Here is a 15,794-nt window from a genome sequence, read left to right as displayed (position 1 = left end):
AATGAAAATGATCGTAGGGCTTGGAAACCCAGGAACGAAATATGAACATACAAAGCATAACGTTGGATTTATGGTGGTGGATCGTTTGGCTGAAAAACACCAAGCGACCTTCAAGAAAAACACATTTGAAGCAGAAGTAGCTGAATTTTTCCATAAAGGTGAGAAAATTTTATTAGTCAAACCCCAAACATTTATGAATGAATCTGGTCGAGCGGTTGGGCCCTTGATGACTTACTTTGGGATCTATCCAGAAGAGTTGGTGGTTGTTTATGATGACCTAGATTTAGCAATCGGGAAAATCCGTTTACGACAAAAAGGAAGTGCAGGCGGACATAATGGGATCAAGAGTATCATCTCTCATTTGGATAGTACGATCTTTGATCGAATTAAAGTTGGTATTGGTCGACCAGAAGGTAAAAGAACAGTCGTCCAACATGTTCTCAGTCCCTTTAGTAAAGAGACGCAACCCTTGATCGAACAAAGTATCGATCAATCTGTCGCTGCTGTTGAATTTCTATTGGATAACCATTCATTTATAGATACAATGAATCAATTTAATTAAGAAAGGAGAATGAAACGATGGATATGATCCAATTGATTGGCAAAGATGCTCAAGTGGCTGAATGGTCCATGAATCTTGAACGACGGATGTCTAGACAGTTGATTACAGGTTTAGCTGGATCTGCTAAGACGTTGTTGTTTGCACATGCGTTTAAAAAACTGGATAAAAATCTGATTATCCTGATGCCGAATTTATATTACGTCAACCAATTGGCAGAGGATCTGCAACACGTTCTGCCGGCTGAAAGTATCCACTTATTTCCAGTAGATGAAGTGCTTTCCGCAGAAATGGCTTTTTCTTCTCCTGAAGCTCGGGCTGAACGTGTAGCGACGTTGAATCGTTTGCAACGAGATGAACCAGGAATCTATCTTCTTCCAGTGGCAGCATTGCACAAACGTCTTCCTGATAAAGAAACATGGAGCAATGCCCAATTACATTGGCAGATTGGCGACGAGATCGCCGTGGACTCATTACCGCAACAACTCGTCTTGATGGGCTACGAGCGGACAGAGATGGTCGCAAAACCTGGGGAATTTAGTATGCGAGGGAGTATTGTTGATATCTATCCTTTGACATTTGAATACCCTGTTCGTGTGGAATTATTTGATGTCGAAATTGATTCCATGAGATACTTCGAAGCTGATACGCAACGATCGATTGAAAAGATCGAAGAAGTGTGGTTGCCACCAACAAGTGAACAAATTTATTCTCAAGAGAATCTGCTTGACGGTATCAACAAAATAGAAAACCTCTTAGAAAAGAAATTAGCAACGACCGCAGAACCTACTGAACGACAATTTTTGCATGACTATTTCGGTCAGTTGATCTCGGAGTGGAAACGAAATGTCCCGACAGACGAAGCGAAGTTCTATGCGGATCTTTTGTATCCTGAACATTTATCGATTTTGGATTATTTTCCCCAAGATAGCTTGCTGATCGTGGACGATTACCAAAGAATCATGGAAACGAATCGCGAAATGGAGAGAGAAGCAGCGGAATGGCATACACAAAAAATCAGTGAGTTACGCGTATTCTCTGAACAACAATTTGTGGCAGATGTACATGGGATCATCCAAAAAGAGAAATTTGCGACCACTTTTTTCTCTTTATTCCAAAAAGGAATGGGAAATCTCAGGTTCCAAGCACTTTACCAGTTCCAGTATCGCACGATGCAACAGTTCTTTGGACAAATGCCATTGCTGAAAACGGAAATGGATCGTTGGCGCAAACAAGAGCAGACAGTCGTCATCTTTATTCCAACGAAAGAACGTATCCGTAAGGCGGAACAAATGTTGCGTGACGAAGACATATTAGTGGTAGAAACAGAAGCAGACCAACTGATCAAAGGACAAGTCCAATTAGTCGAAGGCGCATTGATGACAGGTTTTGAGTTGCCACAAGAAAAAATCGTAACGATCACGGAAAAAGAGATTTTTCAAAAGACAACAAAAAAACAGACACGTCGTCAAACGGTAACGAATGCAGAACGACTAAAAAGCTACAACGAATTAAAAGCTGGAGATTACGTTGTCCATGCGAATCATGGGATCGGGAAATATATCGGTATGGAAACCTTAGAAGTCGACGGTGTCCACCAAGATTATATGACGATCATTTATCAAAATGATGATAAGCTATTTATTCCTGTCACGCAGTTGAATTTGATCCAAAAATATGTAGCTTCGGAATCCAAAACACCACGAATCAACAAACTTGGTGGTAGTGAATGGACGAAAACGAAACGCAAGATCTCCTCAAAAATTGAAGATATTGCGGATGACTTGATCCAATTGTATGCAGTCAGAGAAGCAGAAAAAGGATACGCATTTGGTCCGGATGACTCGTATCAAAAAGAATTTGAGAATGCTTTTCCATATTCGGAAACAGATGACCAACTCCGAAGTGCAGCGGAAATCAAACGAGATATGGAAAAAGAAAAACCAATGGACCGCTTATTAGTGGGGGATGTTGGTTACGGGAAAACCGAAGTGGCGTTAAGAGCTGCTTTTAAAGCAGTCAAGGAAAGCAAACAAGTGGCCTTCCTTGTGCCGACAACAATCTTGGCGCAACAACATTACGAAACGATGTTGGAACGTTTTGAGGGATTCCCAGTGAATGTTGGTTTGCTGAGTCGTTTCCGAACAAAGAAACAACAAAAAGAAACAATCGAAGAATTACGCACAGGACAACTAGATATTGTTGTGGGTACTCATCGTGTATTGTCAAAAGATATTGAATTTAGTGATTTAGGTCTATTGATCGTTGATGAAGAACAACGTTTCGGTGTAAAACACAAAGAACGTTTGAAACAATTGCGTGCGCAAGTGGATGTGCTGACTTTGACAGCGACACCTATTCCACGAACGCTGCATATGTCGATGCTAGGCGTACGGGATCTATCAGTGATTGAAACGCCACCGGCGAATCGGTATCCGATCCAAACATATGTGATGGAAAAAAATCCAGGTGCGATCCGAGAAGCGATTCAGCGAGAGATGGGACGTGGAGGACAAGTTTTCTACTTATATAATCGTGTAGAAACGATTGAGCGTAAAGTAGAAGAAATTCAAGCATTAGTTCCAGAAGCGAGAATCGCTTATGCCCATGGACAGATGACGGAAGTCCAACTGGAAAACACACTATTCGACTTTATCGAAGGACAGTATGATGTCTTAGTGACGACGACGATCATCGAAACTGGAGTGGATATCCCGAATGCAAACACACTCTTCGTAGAAAATGCCGATTATATGGGACTATCTACGCTTTACCAATTACGAGGACGTGTCGGACGAAGCAATCGTGTCGCTTATGCTTATTTTATGTACGAACAGCAAAAAATCCTTAATGAAGTCAGTGAAAAGCGTCTTCAAGCAATCAAAGACTTTACGGAATTGGGTTCAGGATTTAAAATCGCGATGCGAGATTTATCGATCCGTGGTGCTGGTAACTTGCTAGGGGCGCAACAACATGGATTTATCGATGCTGTTGGTTTTGATATGTACTCTCAAATGTTGAGTGAGGCAGTCGCTCGTAAACAAGGTAAAAATCAGCAAACAGAAAAAACTTCTGTGGAGCTCGATCTAGGCGTCGATGCCTATCTACCAGAAAGTTATGTGTCAGATCAACGCCAAAAAATCGAAATCTATAAACGGATTCGCGAATTGGATTCACAAGAGATGTTGGAAGAATTAGAAGCAGATCTACTGGATCGTTTTGGTGAATATCCTGAAGAAGTCGCGCATTTGTTGACGATTGGACAAATCAAAATGGATGGCGATCGTGCATTGCTAGAGATGATTCGTAAGCAACAACAAACCATCGTGTTCAAGTTGAGCAAAGTGGGAACAAAACGCTACACGGTTGAACAATTATTTGAAGCGCTGACTGCCACAAAATTAAAAGCAGGACTTGGTGTGGAAAAAGAACAAATGATGATTCGTTTGACCTTGCCACCTCAAACAACGACTGCTGTTTGGCTGCAAGAAATCCAACAATTTGTCAAAGCATTGCGCGAACAGAAATATGCGACTGCATAGGAAGGGGCTGAACCTTTGGATCATAAAGAAATGCGTCAAGTGATGCATGGTGCCTTTGTGTTGACGCTTGCCTCTTTTATAGCAAAAGTACTCAGCGCACTATATCGGATTCCATTGCAAAACTTAGTGGGCGATGAAGGTTTTTATGTTTATCAACAAGTTTATCCTATTTATGGTATTGCGATGACACTCGCTTTGTCGGGGCTACCCCAGTTTATCTCTAAATATGTAGCAGAAAAAAAAGACCCTTTCGAACAAAGACAAGCATTGAAAAATCTTTATCCTCTTGTTTTTTGGTCAGGCTTTTTACTCTGGCTCTTCGTATTTTCATTTAGTCACTGGATCGCTCTCATGATGGGGGATCAACAATTGATGCCGTTGATTCGGATCGTCTCCTTCACGTTTTTGTTGATGCCAGGACTATCTTATTATCGTGGGAATTTTCAAGGTCGATTTTTAATGGAGCCCACAGCAGTTTCACAAGTCGTGGAACAAATTGTTCGTGTAGCAATCATTGTTTTTAGCGCGATTGCCTTTAAGCAATTAGGCTGGACAGTCTATCAAACAGGCACAGCGGCAATGAGTGGCGCAGTATTTGGTGGCGTATGTGCATATGGTGTACTGTATTATTATGAACAAAAAATCCATGGTGGTGCATTGAGCTTCCGCCACTTTCCAATTTTAAGAAGGCCAGCGAAATCACTCGTGCGCCGTTTCTTGGTTGAAGGGGGATTAGTATCCATTTATAGTGGTCTATTGATCTTCTTCCAATTGATTGATTCTTTTTTTGTTAAGAATGCGTTACAAATCTATGGTTTATCCGAGCAAGCATCTAAAATAGCTAAAGGAGTATATGATCGTGGGCAACCGTTAGTTCAATTAGGATTAGTTATTGCTACAGCTTTAAGTGCTACGTTCTTACCCGCGTTGACCCGCTACCTAACGAGTGCAGTCAAAGGACAATTTTATTCCACAGCAAAAATTTACTTGCGTCTGACGACTGCATTGGCGTTGGCAGCTTCAGTAGGATTAGCTGTATTGTTGCCTTATATCAATTACGCATTGTTTAAAGATTATGCTGGGAATATGACACTAGTTCTATTTGTTTTTTCCATTGGACTAACTGCAATTATTCAAGCGTACCAAAGCATTGCTCAAAGTAAAAACTCTTTCCGCCCCTCACTAAAGGGTGCTGGTTGGGGCTTGCTTGCTAAAGCTTTAGCTACCCCCCTTCTCACGAGTTATTTAGGAACAGTCGGTGCTAGTTTATCGACATTACTTGGACTATCAGTGACTTTATGGTATTTTGTCCGTACTGAAACTCCAGCAATCAATAGTTTTTGGCACGAACGAAAATTTGGTAAGAAATTGATCCAATGTTTAGGTTGTATGGTCTTAGCATTATTTGTGTATTATGGCTTCTTAAACTTATTGTTTGGTCCAGTGAACCATCGCTCGACTGCTCTTTTTGCCAGCCTAGGTGGTGTCATTATAGGTGTAGTCACATTTGTATATGCAGTGATCTGGACAAAATTATTTACGATCCGTGAATGGCTGTTACTGCCATTTGGTAAGAAAATCTTACGTTTGAAGAAAATAAAAAAAGAAAAGTGAGGACATGAGATGCGACTAGATAAATTTTTAAAAATCTCGCGAATCATCAAGCGCCGATCTGTCGCTAAGGAAGTGGCGGATAAAGGACGAATCAAAATCAATGGCAAACTAGCGAAATCTTCCAGTGATGTCAAAGTTGGAGACCAATTGGACATCCAATTTGGCAACAAGACGATGGAAATCAAGGTAGCAGAGTTACATGAGTCAACAAAAAAAGAAGATGCACAAAAAATGTATGAAGTCTTGTCAGAAACACGAGTACAAAACACAAGCGAAATAGATTAGACAAGCATTCAGGATGTTGGTATAATAAAGAATGACAATCAAAAAAGATTGGAGCGAATACAGGTGGCAAACAAAAGCAATAAAATCGCTGCACTAGACACAGAGTATGCAAAGAAAAAATATGTCGAATTTCAACAACAACAACGCCAATTGATTTTTCGTAGACGCAGGTTAGCAGCCATCTTTTTAGGTGCTTTGGTCATTTTCGCTGTAATAGGTTTCCAAATTTTTAATGATATGCAACGAATGAATCATTTAAATGAATTAAAAGTCGAAGCAGATACAGAGTTACAACTAATCAATAAAGATGTAGACCAACTCACAGAAGACGTGAAATTGCTTAAAGATGAAGATTATGTAGCAAAACTTGCTAGAAGCAAATTTTTCTATTCAAAAGAAGGGGAGCAAGTCTACCCGATACTTGAATCTACGACAGATAATTCAGCAGACACCGATGAACAAACAACGAGTTCAACAACTGCCCAATAAGCAGTAATATAAAAAAAGGGAAATAATTAGGAGGAACATTTTTTTTATGTCAATCGAGGTAGGAGCAAAACTGCAAGGAAAAGTTTCAGGAATCACAAATTTTGGCGCATTTATTGATTTAGGAGCTGGCAAAACAGGGTTAGTTCATATCAGTGAAGTATCAAACGGTTATATCAAGGATATTCATGATGTATTGAGCGTTGGTGATGAGGTAACAGTCAAAGTCATTACAGTCAATGATGATGGTAAAATCGGTTTATCTATCCGCAAAGCACAAGAGCAACCAGTAGAAACCAATGATGAAAATCGTCAAAAGAGATATCCACAAAAAGAAACTCGAGATAATCGAGGACGCGCACCGCAGAAAAAATCTTTTTCTCGCAGCCAACCTTCCAATACAAAAGAAGACTTCGATTCATTGATGAGCTCATTTTTAAAAGATAGCGATGATCGATTGACTTCCTTAAAACGCAACACAGAAGGAAAACGCGGAGGCCGTGGCGGTCGCCGTAGCTAAGCTAAGCGAAATTGAAGGGCAGGCAATTGTCACAGACTTTTGTCCGCTCTTTTTATTTTGTAAAAGGATGTGACACCAATGGATAGAAGAGCAAGTCAGTTTAAACAAGCATTTATAAAAAGAGGCTTACGCCGAGGCTATCTGTCTGAACATGCGAAAATACTAGTTGCTGTTTCCGGTGGTGTAGACTCGATGGTTTTACTCGATTGCTTAATGACCGCCCGAAAACAAATTGGCTTTCGGTTAGGGGTTGTCCATATCGATCATCGCTTACGGAGCGTTTCTGCGGATGAAGCAGCCCATCTTGCTGACTTTTGCGATAAAAACAATCTTACTTTCCACTTAGAAGTATGGGAGGATCCAGTGGAACAAGGAATTGAAACGGCTGCTCGAGCTTTTCGGTATGAGAAATTTGATGAGATCGTACGACATTATCATTATGATACATTGATGACAGCGCACCATGGGGATGATCAAATGGAAACAATTTTGATGAAAATCATTCGGGGTGGGCAGCTAGGTACGTATGCGGGAATCAAGGAAACGCAACCTTTTGCTGGTGGACGACTTATTCGACCGTTGTTGTCATTTAGTAAGGAACAATTGTATGCGTATGCGGAAGCAGAAGATTTACCTTTTTTTGAAGACCATACCAATCAGGAACTAACTGTCCAACGTAATCGACTTCGTCATTTAGTCGTACCACAATTGAAAAAAGAAAATAACCAGGCGATGGCTCATTTCCAAAAATTCTCGCAACAAATCCAATGGGCAGAACAATTTATCCGAAAAAATACTCATCAGATGATCACGGAATATCTTACGTATGGAGAAGAGCGCTTATCTATTCCGTGGAAGGTGATCGAAAGTTTGGAATCATTTGAACGTTACTTCTTCTTTTACACGTTCTTTGATTACGTTTTTCCAGTTACGAAAGTGACGATCAAAGAAAAACAAATTGATACGTTGTTACAACAATGTGAACAAGCCGCAGGACAATGGCAGATTGATCTGGGTAAACGCTGGGTGATCGAACGTTCCTATGAAGTACTTTATCTTTATGAAAGAAAAAAGGAACGATCAACTAATCACCAAAATACTCCGTTAAAAATCATACCGAATCAATCCATTCAGTTAGGAGAGTCGGAATGGTTAGGGATCTACACACCCGACCAACTGCCAGATTGGAAATTGGATGAAACAGGTGAAATCTTCACTCATGATCTATGGTTATCAGCCGAACAATCGCTTTGGGTCGATCGGCGAAAACCGGGAGATCGCATCCAATTGACGGAGACATTGAACAAAAAAGTGTCAAGATATTTTATCGATAAAAAAATATCTGTTGCACAACGAACAAATTCATGGGTTATTATAGATGAGGGGAGAAATCTATGGAGTTTAGTCCCTTTTGTCCATTCTTATTTGAGTATTGGTGTAGAAACTGATAAAATACACTACATACTTCTTTACAAATATCAAAAAGAAGCAATTGGAAGGAGAACCTGATGTTAGAAAAAGATATCGAGAGAGTATTGATCACGCAAGAAGAGATACAAGTTCGTTGTAAAGAACTAGGAAAAGAGTTAACTGAAAATTATCAAGATAAAAATCCCTTGGTTGTTGGTGTATTGAAAGGTGCTGTGCCATTCATGGCAGACATTATCCGTTCAATCGATGCTTACCTAGAATTGGATTTTATGGATGTTTCAAGTTACGGTAACGCAACTGTTTCATCAGGTGAAGTAAAAATCGTAAAAGACTTGGATACGAATGTGGAAGGCCGTGATTTATTGATCGTCGAAGACATCATTGATAGCGGAAGAACACTTGCTTATTTAGTCGATCTATTTAAATACCGTAAAGCAAACTCAGTCAAAATCGTGACACTCCTTGATAAGCCCGAAGGCAGAGTCGTAGATATCGAAGCGGATTACATTGGTTTCAATGTGCCAAACGAGTTTGTGGTAGGTTACGGATTAGATTATGCAGAAGCCTATCGAAATCTTCCATACATCGGTGTACTAAAACCGAGCGTTTATCAATCAAATTAATCATCTATCTTTCATAAATTATGTTACAATAGTATGGTCAGGATTGATAAAAGATTTATCAAGTAAAAATAACGCATAGGGAGGACAACTATGAACAAAAAAAACAATGGCATGATGAAAAATGCCTTGTATTATGTCCTCGTAATCTTAGCGATGGTAATGGTCGTCTACTTTATTTTTGGTAACAATGGCCAACGATCGTCAGATATCGAGTACTCAAAATTCACTGAACAATTACAAGAAGGCAAAATCAAAAGCTTTGAGGTGCAACCTGCTAATGGTGTGTATAAGATCTCAGGTGAATACAAAGAACAACAGACAGTTGCAAATAGTGGCGGTCTATCGATTCTAGGTACTACTGAGACATCAACTACGCACTTCACTACGATTATTTTGCCAAACGATACAACATTGAGCCAAGTCACAGATTTGGCAAAAGACAACAACGTAGCAACTACGATCAGAGAAGAATCAAGTAGTGGCGTGTGGGTATCACTCCTATTAAGCTTCTTGCCAATCGTGATCATCGTCTTCTTCTTCTATATGATGATGGGACAACAAGGAGGCGGCGGAGGCGGCGGAGGCCGTGTGATGAACTTTGGGAAATCCAAAGCAAAAGAAGCCGACAAAAAAGCAAATCGCGTTCGTTTCTCTGATGTAGCGGGTGCGGAAGAAGAAAAACAAGAACTTGTCGAAGTCGTTGAGTTTCTAAAAGATCCAAGACGCTTCATTGAATTAGGCGCACGTATCCCAGCCGGAGTTCTCTTAGAAGGACCTCCAGGAACAGGTAAAACGTTGCTTGCTAAAGCAGTTGCTGGTGAAGCTGGCGTACCATTCTACTCTATTTCGGGTTCAGACTTTGTTGAAATGTTTGTTGGGGTCGGTGCAAGCCGAGTTCGTGACTTATTTGAAACTGCGAAAAAGAATGCTCCAGCAATCATCTTTATTGATGAAATCGATGCTGTCGGTCGTCAACGTGGCGCTGGTATGGGTGGCGGACACGATGAACGTGAACAAACACTGAACCAATTGCTTGTTGAAATGGATGGATTCGATGGAAATGAAGGCGTGATCGTGATTGCAGCGACAAACCGTTCAGACGTATTAGATCCAGCCTTACTTCGTCCAGGACGTTTTGACCGTCAAATTTTAGTTGGTCGTCCAGATGTCAAAGGCCGTGAAGCGATTTTACGAGTTCACGCAAGAAACAAACCAATTGCTGACGATGTTGATTTAAAAGTCGTAGCACAACAAACACCAGGTTTTGCTGGTGCTGATTTAGAAAACGTCTTAAATGAAGCAGCATTAGTAGCTGCTCGTCGAAATAAGAAAAAAATCGATGCTTCTGATATCGATGAAGCAGAAGACCGCGTGATTGCTGGACCAGCGAAGAAAGACCGTGTCATCAGCAAACGCGAACGCGAAATGGTCGCATACCATGAAGCAGGTCATACGATCGTTGGGCTTGTCTTGAGTCGTGCCCGTGTCGTTCACAAAGTAACGATCATCCCGCGTGGACGTGCTGGTGGATATATGATCGCTTTGCCAAAAGAAGATCAATTCTTAATGACAAAAGAAGATATGTTTGAACAAATCGTTGGACTACTAGGTGGACGTACCGCAGAAGAAATCATCTTCAACGTTCAATCTACTGGTGCATCAAATGACTTTGAACAAGCAACAGCACTAGCAAGAAGTATGGTTACAGAGTATGGGATGAGTGATCGCTTAGGTCCTGTCCAATATGAAGGAAACCACCAAGTATTCGTAGGCCGTGACTATGGTCAAACGAAAGCATACTCAGAACAAGTTGCTTTTGAAATCGACCAAGAAGTACGCAAGATCTTGATGGAAGCACATCAAAAAGCACATGAAATCATCGAAGCACACCGTGCGCAACACAAACTGATCGCAGAAAAACTGCTTGAATTTGAAACATTGGATGCCAAAGCAATCAAATCTCTCTTTGAAAAAGGTGTAATGCCTGAAGGAGCAGAATCGGCAGACTTCCCTAGTGAAAAAGAAGCACAAACGTTTGAAGAAGCAAAACGTGCACTAGAAGAAAAAGATGCGGAAAAACAAGCAGAAGAAAAACATGAGTTTGATGAAGCGAAAAAAGAGTTGAATGATGACAATCAATCGACTTCAACGGATGAACAAAATCATTCAGATGATCAAAATAGATAAAGAAAGAAGCTGTGACGAAAGTCGCAGCTCTTTTTTTGTGTCTGACAATTAAAATAGAAACGTAGAATTTACAAATTCAAAAGTTGAAAAATTTGGAAGTTACTAGTATGATTCACTATGAGTTTTAAAATCGGGAAATGAGGTACATACAAATGGAAGATTATTTAGTGAAGGCATTAGCCAATGACGGGTTTGTTCGAGCATATGCTGTTCGTGCAACCAATACTGTCGCAGAAGCGCAGCAACGCCATGATACTTGGCATACATCATCAGCAGCATTAGGCCGTGCATTAGTTGGCAGTCTGCTTCTAGGTGCGACAGTTAAAGGAGAAGATAAATTAACAGTACGCATCCAAGGAGATGGCCCTGCAGGTGGGATCGTTGTTGATGCGAATGGTAAAGGTGATGTCAAAGGGTATATCAAAAATCCACACCTGAGTTTACCGCTGAACGCAGAAGGAAAAATCGATGTACGTGGAGCAGTAGGGACACAAGGGATGTTCAGTGTGACAAAAGATCTAGGTTTAAAAGAACCTTTTTCAGGACAAACACCGATTGTATCTGGTGAACTAGCTGAAGATTTCACGTACTATTTAGCGATTTCAGAACAAATCCCTTCAGCTGTAGGGCTAAGCGTCTTAGTCAATACGGATGATACCATCAAAACAGCGGGCGGTTTTATGATCCAGGTCATGCCAGGGGCAGACGAAGAAACGATTGCGAAAATCGAAGAGCAACTGAAAACAACACCACGTATTTCTACACTCTTAGATGAAGGGTTGACACCTGAAGAAATCTTGCAAGGATTGTTAGGAACAGACGAATTGCAAGTACTAGAAAAAATGCCTGTGCAATTTAAATGTGATTGTTCGAAAGAAAAGTTTGGCGCAGCAATCATTGCTTTAGGCGCAGCAGAAATCCAAGCAATGATCGATGAAGACCATGGCGCAGAGGCAGTTTGCTCATTTTGTAATAGTAAGTATACCTACACAGAAGGTGACCTAGCAGCATTGAAGACAGAAGCCTTGGGAGGATTATAAGTGGATCACACATGGAAAATCGGGAACGTTGAAATACCGAATCGCGTTGTTGTAGCACCAATGGCAGGGATCACGAATGCCGCATTTCGTGTAACCGTTAAAGAATTTGGTGCAGGAATGGTCGTTTGCGAGATGATCAGTGACCAAGGTATCCATTTCCGCAACAAAAAAACATTGGAAATGCTGCATATCGACGAAACTGAACATCCGTTAAGCTTGCAAATATTTGGTGGGAACAAAGACACACTAGTAGAAGCAGCACAGTTTGTTGAGAAACATACTACAGCAGATATCATTGATATCAATATGGGATGCCCAGTCAATAAAATCATCAAAGCTGAAGCAGGTGCAAAATGGTTATTAGATCCTGATAAAGTCTATGAAATGGTTCATGCAGTTGCATCGGCAGTTGATGTGCCAGTTACTGTGAAAATGCGTATTGGTTGGGACGAAGAACACGTTTTTGCTGTCGAAAACGCATTAGCCGCTCAAGCAGCCGGTGCCGGTGCCGTAGCCATGCACGGACGAACACGTGTGCAAATGTATGAAGGGAAAGCCAATTGGGAAGTGTTAAAGGAAGTCAAAAAACATCTAACGATCCCTTTTATGGGTAACGGAGACGTCAAAACACCAGAGGATGCAAAACGCATGTTGGAATACGTGGGTGCCGATGGCGTTATGATCGGCCGTGCTGCTCTAGGAAATCCTTGGATGATCCATCGGACACAACATTATTTAGAAACTGGAGAGCTGATTCCGGAACCAACCGCACGCGAAAAAATCACTACTGCAAAATTACATCTAGAACGTTTAGTTGATTTAAAAGGAGAAACCATCGCCTGTCGTGAGTTTCGGACACACGCTTCCTACTATCTAAAAGGTATCTCACGTGCAGCCAAGATCAAATTAGCGATCAATAAGACTGAGAAACAGTATGAAATCAATGAACTTCTTGACCAATTGATTGAAAAAAGTGAAAAATTATCACTTCAATCTTAGAAAGTTATTGTAAGTTTTTTGCGAAATTCAAGCCGAAACACTAAGTTCGGCTTGCTTTTTTTGCGTTTCATTGGCATTATAAGGAAGAGAATAAGATGAGAATGGAGGAACTTTTGTGACTGAGGAACAACAAAATCAATTAGAAGATTTAAACGATCAAATGATTGTTCGTCGTGAAAAAATGGAGCAATTGAGAGAAAATGGGATTGATCCATTTGGTAAGCGATTTGAGCGTACACATAATTCCCAAGAATTGCACGAATTATTTGATCCACGTACAAAAGAAGAATTGGCGGAGATGGCATTGACAGCGAGTGTTGCTGGCCGTATGATGACACGCCGTGGAAAAGGTAAAGCTGGATTTGCCCATCTGCAAGACAGAGAAGGCCAAATCCAAATCTACGTACGCAAAGACCGAGTAGGTGAAGAAGCTTATGAAGTATTCAAACATGCTGACTTAGGAGATTTCTTTGGCGTAACTGGAGAAATCATGAAAACTGATACAGGTGAGGTATCGATCAAAGCCTCTGAAATCGTCATCTTATCAAAAGCACTTCGTCCATTACCAGATAAATATCATGGATTAACGAACATCGAACAACGATACAGACAGCGTTACCTTGATTTAGTAAGTAATAGAGATAGTTTTGACCGCTTCATGAAACGCAGTCAAATCATTAGTGAGATCCGTCGTTATTTAGATGGGAACGGCTATATCGAAGTGGAAACACCAGTCTTGCATAATGAAGCCGGCGGAGCAGCAGCACGTCCGTTTATCACACATCACAATGCGTTAGATATGGATTTATATCTACGTATTGCGTTAGAACTTCATTTGAAACGTCTGATTGTTGGCGGTATGGAAAAAGTTTATGAGATCGGCCGTGTATTCCGCAATGAAGGAATCGATACGACCCACAACCCAGAGTTCACGATGCTTGAAGCATACACTGCATATACTGATTTTCAAGATGTGATGAACTTGACAGAAGGTATCATCCGGAATGCAGCTGAAAAAGTATTAGGAACAGCTAAAATCACTTATGCAGGTCAAGCAGTTGACTTAGAGAGTGATTTCAAACGTGTGCATATGGTCGATGCAATCAAAGAGCATACAGGTGTTGATTTCTGGAAAGAAATGACCTTAGAAGAAGCATTAGCGATTGCAAAAGAACACCAAGTTGAAGTGACAGAAGCAATGGGGGTTGGTCACGTCATCAATGAATTCTTTGAAGCGTTTGTGGAAGAAACCTTAGTGCAACCTACGTTTGTCTATGGACATCCAGTAGAAGTTTCTCCATTGGCGAAGAAAAATCCTGAAGACCCCCGTTTTACTGACCGTTTCGAATTGTTCATCACAGGAAAAGAATTTGCTAATGCCTTTACTGAGCTGAATGATCCAATCGATCAAAGAGAACGTTTTGAAGCGCAAGAAAAAGAACGCGAGCTTGGAAACGATGAAGCACATGGCTTAGACGAAGACTTCTTAGAAGCACTAGAATATGGTATGCCACCAACTGGCGGACTAGGTATCGGAATCGACCGTCTAGTCATGCTATTGACCGATGCTCAATCAATCCGTGACGTATTACTATTCCCAACCATGCGTTAAATCTGAAACATAACTAGAAACAACCTGTTCAGGGAACCAAACCGACAATAGCCAGAAATGATTTTTATTTCTAGCTGTTGTCGATTTATTTTTTAGAGAAAAAATGAGATAACTTTGCTTGGAATCTGGTTCTATATTTAAGATTTTATTGAAACTAATTTCTAAGTAAATGCGTATCAATGAACCTTTTCAGAGAAAGTTATAGCAAGGGGGAAGATAGATATAAAAAAAGAAAACGGAACCATTAGAAATGGGTCTACTTTATAGAAGTTTCACCATAATTGCAATGGCGAATGATTTGTAATAGATAAAGGTTTTCAACATCTTTATGCCGTGCAAAATGCGAACGTTTATATCGTTTTTTAGTATATTAATCGTATAAGTAAAAAACTTGAAAAAACACAAAAAAATTCGTTGACCAATAAGATTTTAGTTGGTATATTATTATTTGTTCAAAAGTTAAGTTTCATAACTTCTGAATGATCATAAAAAAGTTCTTGACGTGTGGGACAACACATGATAAGATAACCAAGTCGCTTGTGAACGACAATAGATAAACGTTGATTTCGCAAAGAAAAAAACAAAATTAACTATTGACAAATAACAAACGATGAGTTATGATAAGTGAGTTGCTGAGACAGCCTCGTGAAAAACGAGTTCAAAAAACTTTTAAAAAATAGTTGACAATCATCCGAGAGTTTGCTAAGATATAAAAGTTGCTACGGCAATCACAAATGATGAATTGAGACAGTTGTGTTTCAATTATCACGTAGACCTTTGAAAACTGAACAAAGTAAGACAAACCAAATGTGTAGGGCGTCTTGATTCAATTCAAGACAACAAACATTTTTAACAAGCAAGCAATATGCTAGCAAACAAATTGAGCTTAACAATCG

General features: G+C 40.3%; 12 protein-coding genes. All 12 read left to right on the top strand.

Going from position 1 to position 15,794, the window contains the following annotated elements; genetic code table 11:
* Position 1: 1 nt before the first annotated feature.
* The 12 genes from pth (at position 2) to lysS (ending at position 14,898) form a co-directional block, all read left to right on the top strand.
* Entirely contained in the window at positions 2-562 is a 561-nt protein-coding gene (pth, locus tag P3R27_RS09490; protein WP_034688561.1) for an aminoacyl-tRNA hydrolase, read from the top strand.
* A gap of 17 nt (positions 563-579) precedes the next feature.
* Positions 580-4,101: a transcription-repair coupling factor gene (gene mfd, locus P3R27_RS09485; RefSeq protein WP_126134375.1), complete on the top strand. Its 3,522-nt coding sequence runs from the start codon at positions 580-582 to the stop codon at positions 4,099-4,101.
* A 15-nt stretch (positions 4,102-4,116) separates the two neighbouring features.
* On the top strand, positions 4,117-5,715 hold the full coding sequence (locus P3R27_RS09480) for a putative polysaccharide biosynthesis protein (RefSeq protein ID WP_034688559.1): 1,599 nt from the start codon (positions 4,117-4,119) through the stop codon (positions 5,713-5,715).
* 9 nt (positions 5,716-5,724) lie between these two features.
* Complete coding sequence (locus tag P3R27_RS09475; protein ID WP_019722335.1) at positions 5,725-6,000, top strand: RNA-binding S4 domain-containing protein; 276 nt, start codon at positions 5,725-5,727, stop codon at positions 5,998-6,000.
* 63 nt (positions 6,001-6,063) lie between these two features.
* On the top strand, positions 6,064-6,489 hold the full coding sequence (locus P3R27_RS09470; protein ID WP_034688558.1) for an FtsB family cell division protein: 426 nt from the start codon (positions 6,064-6,066) through the stop codon (positions 6,487-6,489).
* A gap of 46 nt (positions 6,490-6,535) precedes the next feature.
* Positions 6,536-7,006 (top strand): S1 domain-containing RNA-binding protein, encoded by a 471-nt coding sequence (locus tag P3R27_RS09465; RefSeq protein WP_010734120.1) that lies wholly within the window; start codon positions 6,536-6,538, stop codon positions 7,004-7,006.
* A gap of 78 nt (positions 7,007-7,084) precedes the next feature.
* Positions 7,085-8,515, top strand: a complete 1,431-nt coding sequence (gene tilS, locus P3R27_RS09460) for a tRNA lysidine(34) synthetase TilS (protein ID WP_126134374.1) — start codon at positions 7,085-7,087, stop codon at positions 8,513-8,515.
* Positions 8,515-9,060 (top strand): hypoxanthine phosphoribosyltransferase, encoded by a 546-nt coding sequence (gene hpt / locus P3R27_RS09455; protein WP_010734122.1) that lies wholly within the window; start codon positions 8,515-8,517, stop codon positions 9,058-9,060. The genes tilS and hpt overlap by 1 nt, the downstream gene beginning before the upstream one ends.
* 90 nt (positions 9,061-9,150) lie before the next feature.
* Positions 9,151-11,247 (top strand): ATP-dependent zinc metalloprotease FtsH, encoded by a 2,097-nt coding sequence (gene ftsH / locus P3R27_RS09450; protein ID WP_034688556.1) that lies wholly within the window; start codon positions 9,151-9,153, stop codon positions 11,245-11,247.
* A 152-nt stretch (positions 11,248-11,399) separates the two neighbouring features.
* Positions 11,400-12,287, top strand: a complete 888-nt coding sequence (gene hslO / locus P3R27_RS09445) for an Hsp33 family molecular chaperone HslO (RefSeq protein WP_034688555.1) — start codon at positions 11,400-11,402, stop codon at positions 12,285-12,287.
* On the top strand, positions 12,288-13,286 hold the full coding sequence (gene dusB / locus P3R27_RS09440; protein ID WP_034688554.1) for a tRNA dihydrouridine synthase DusB: 999 nt from the start codon (positions 12,288-12,290) through the stop codon (positions 13,284-13,286). It abuts the gene before it with no gap.
* A gap of 115 nt (positions 13,287-13,401) precedes the next feature.
* Positions 13,402-14,898, top strand: coding sequence for a lysine--tRNA ligase (lysS, locus tag P3R27_RS09435; protein WP_010734126.1), 1,497 nt, complete (start codon positions 13,402-13,404; stop codon positions 14,896-14,898).
* Positions 14,899-15,794 lie beyond the last annotated feature (896 nt).

This window comes from Enterococcus spodopteracolus, from assembly GCF_030441955.1.
Taxonomy (GTDB): domain Bacteria; phylum Bacillota; class Bacilli; order Lactobacillales; family Enterococcaceae; genus Enterococcus_B; species Enterococcus_B spodopteracolus.
Note: the sequence above shows the minus strand (reverse complement) of the source record. Positions and strands in the feature narration are given on the sequence as shown.

Excerpts from the sequence above, each read along its gene's own strand:
- pth (WP_034688561.1), top strand. The coding sequence starts at position 2 with ATGAAAATGATCGTAGGGCTTGGAAACCCAGGAACGAAATATGAACAT.
- mfd (WP_126134375.1), top strand. The coding sequence starts at position 580 with ATGGATATGATCCAATTGATTGGCAAAGATGCTCAAGTGGCTGAATGG.
- P3R27_RS09475 (WP_019722335.1), top strand. The coding sequence starts at position 5,725 with ATGCGACTAGATAAATTTTTAAAAATCTCGCGAATCATCAAGCGCCGA.
- P3R27_RS09465 (WP_010734120.1), top strand. The coding sequence starts at position 6,536 with ATGTCAATCGAGGTAGGAGCAAAACTGCAAGGAAAAGTTTCAGGAATC.
- tilS (WP_126134374.1), top strand. The coding sequence starts at position 7,085 with ATGGATAGAAGAGCAAGTCAGTTTAAACAAGCATTTATAAAAAGAGGC.
- hpt (WP_010734122.1), top strand. The coding sequence starts at position 8,515 with ATGTTAGAAAAAGATATCGAGAGAGTATTGATCACGCAAGAAGAGATA.
- ftsH (WP_034688556.1), top strand. The coding sequence starts at position 9,151 with ATGAACAAAAAAAACAATGGCATGATGAAAAATGCCTTGTATTATGTC.
- hslO (WP_034688555.1), top strand. The coding sequence starts at position 11,400 with ATGGAAGATTATTTAGTGAAGGCATTAGCCAATGACGGGTTTGTTCGA.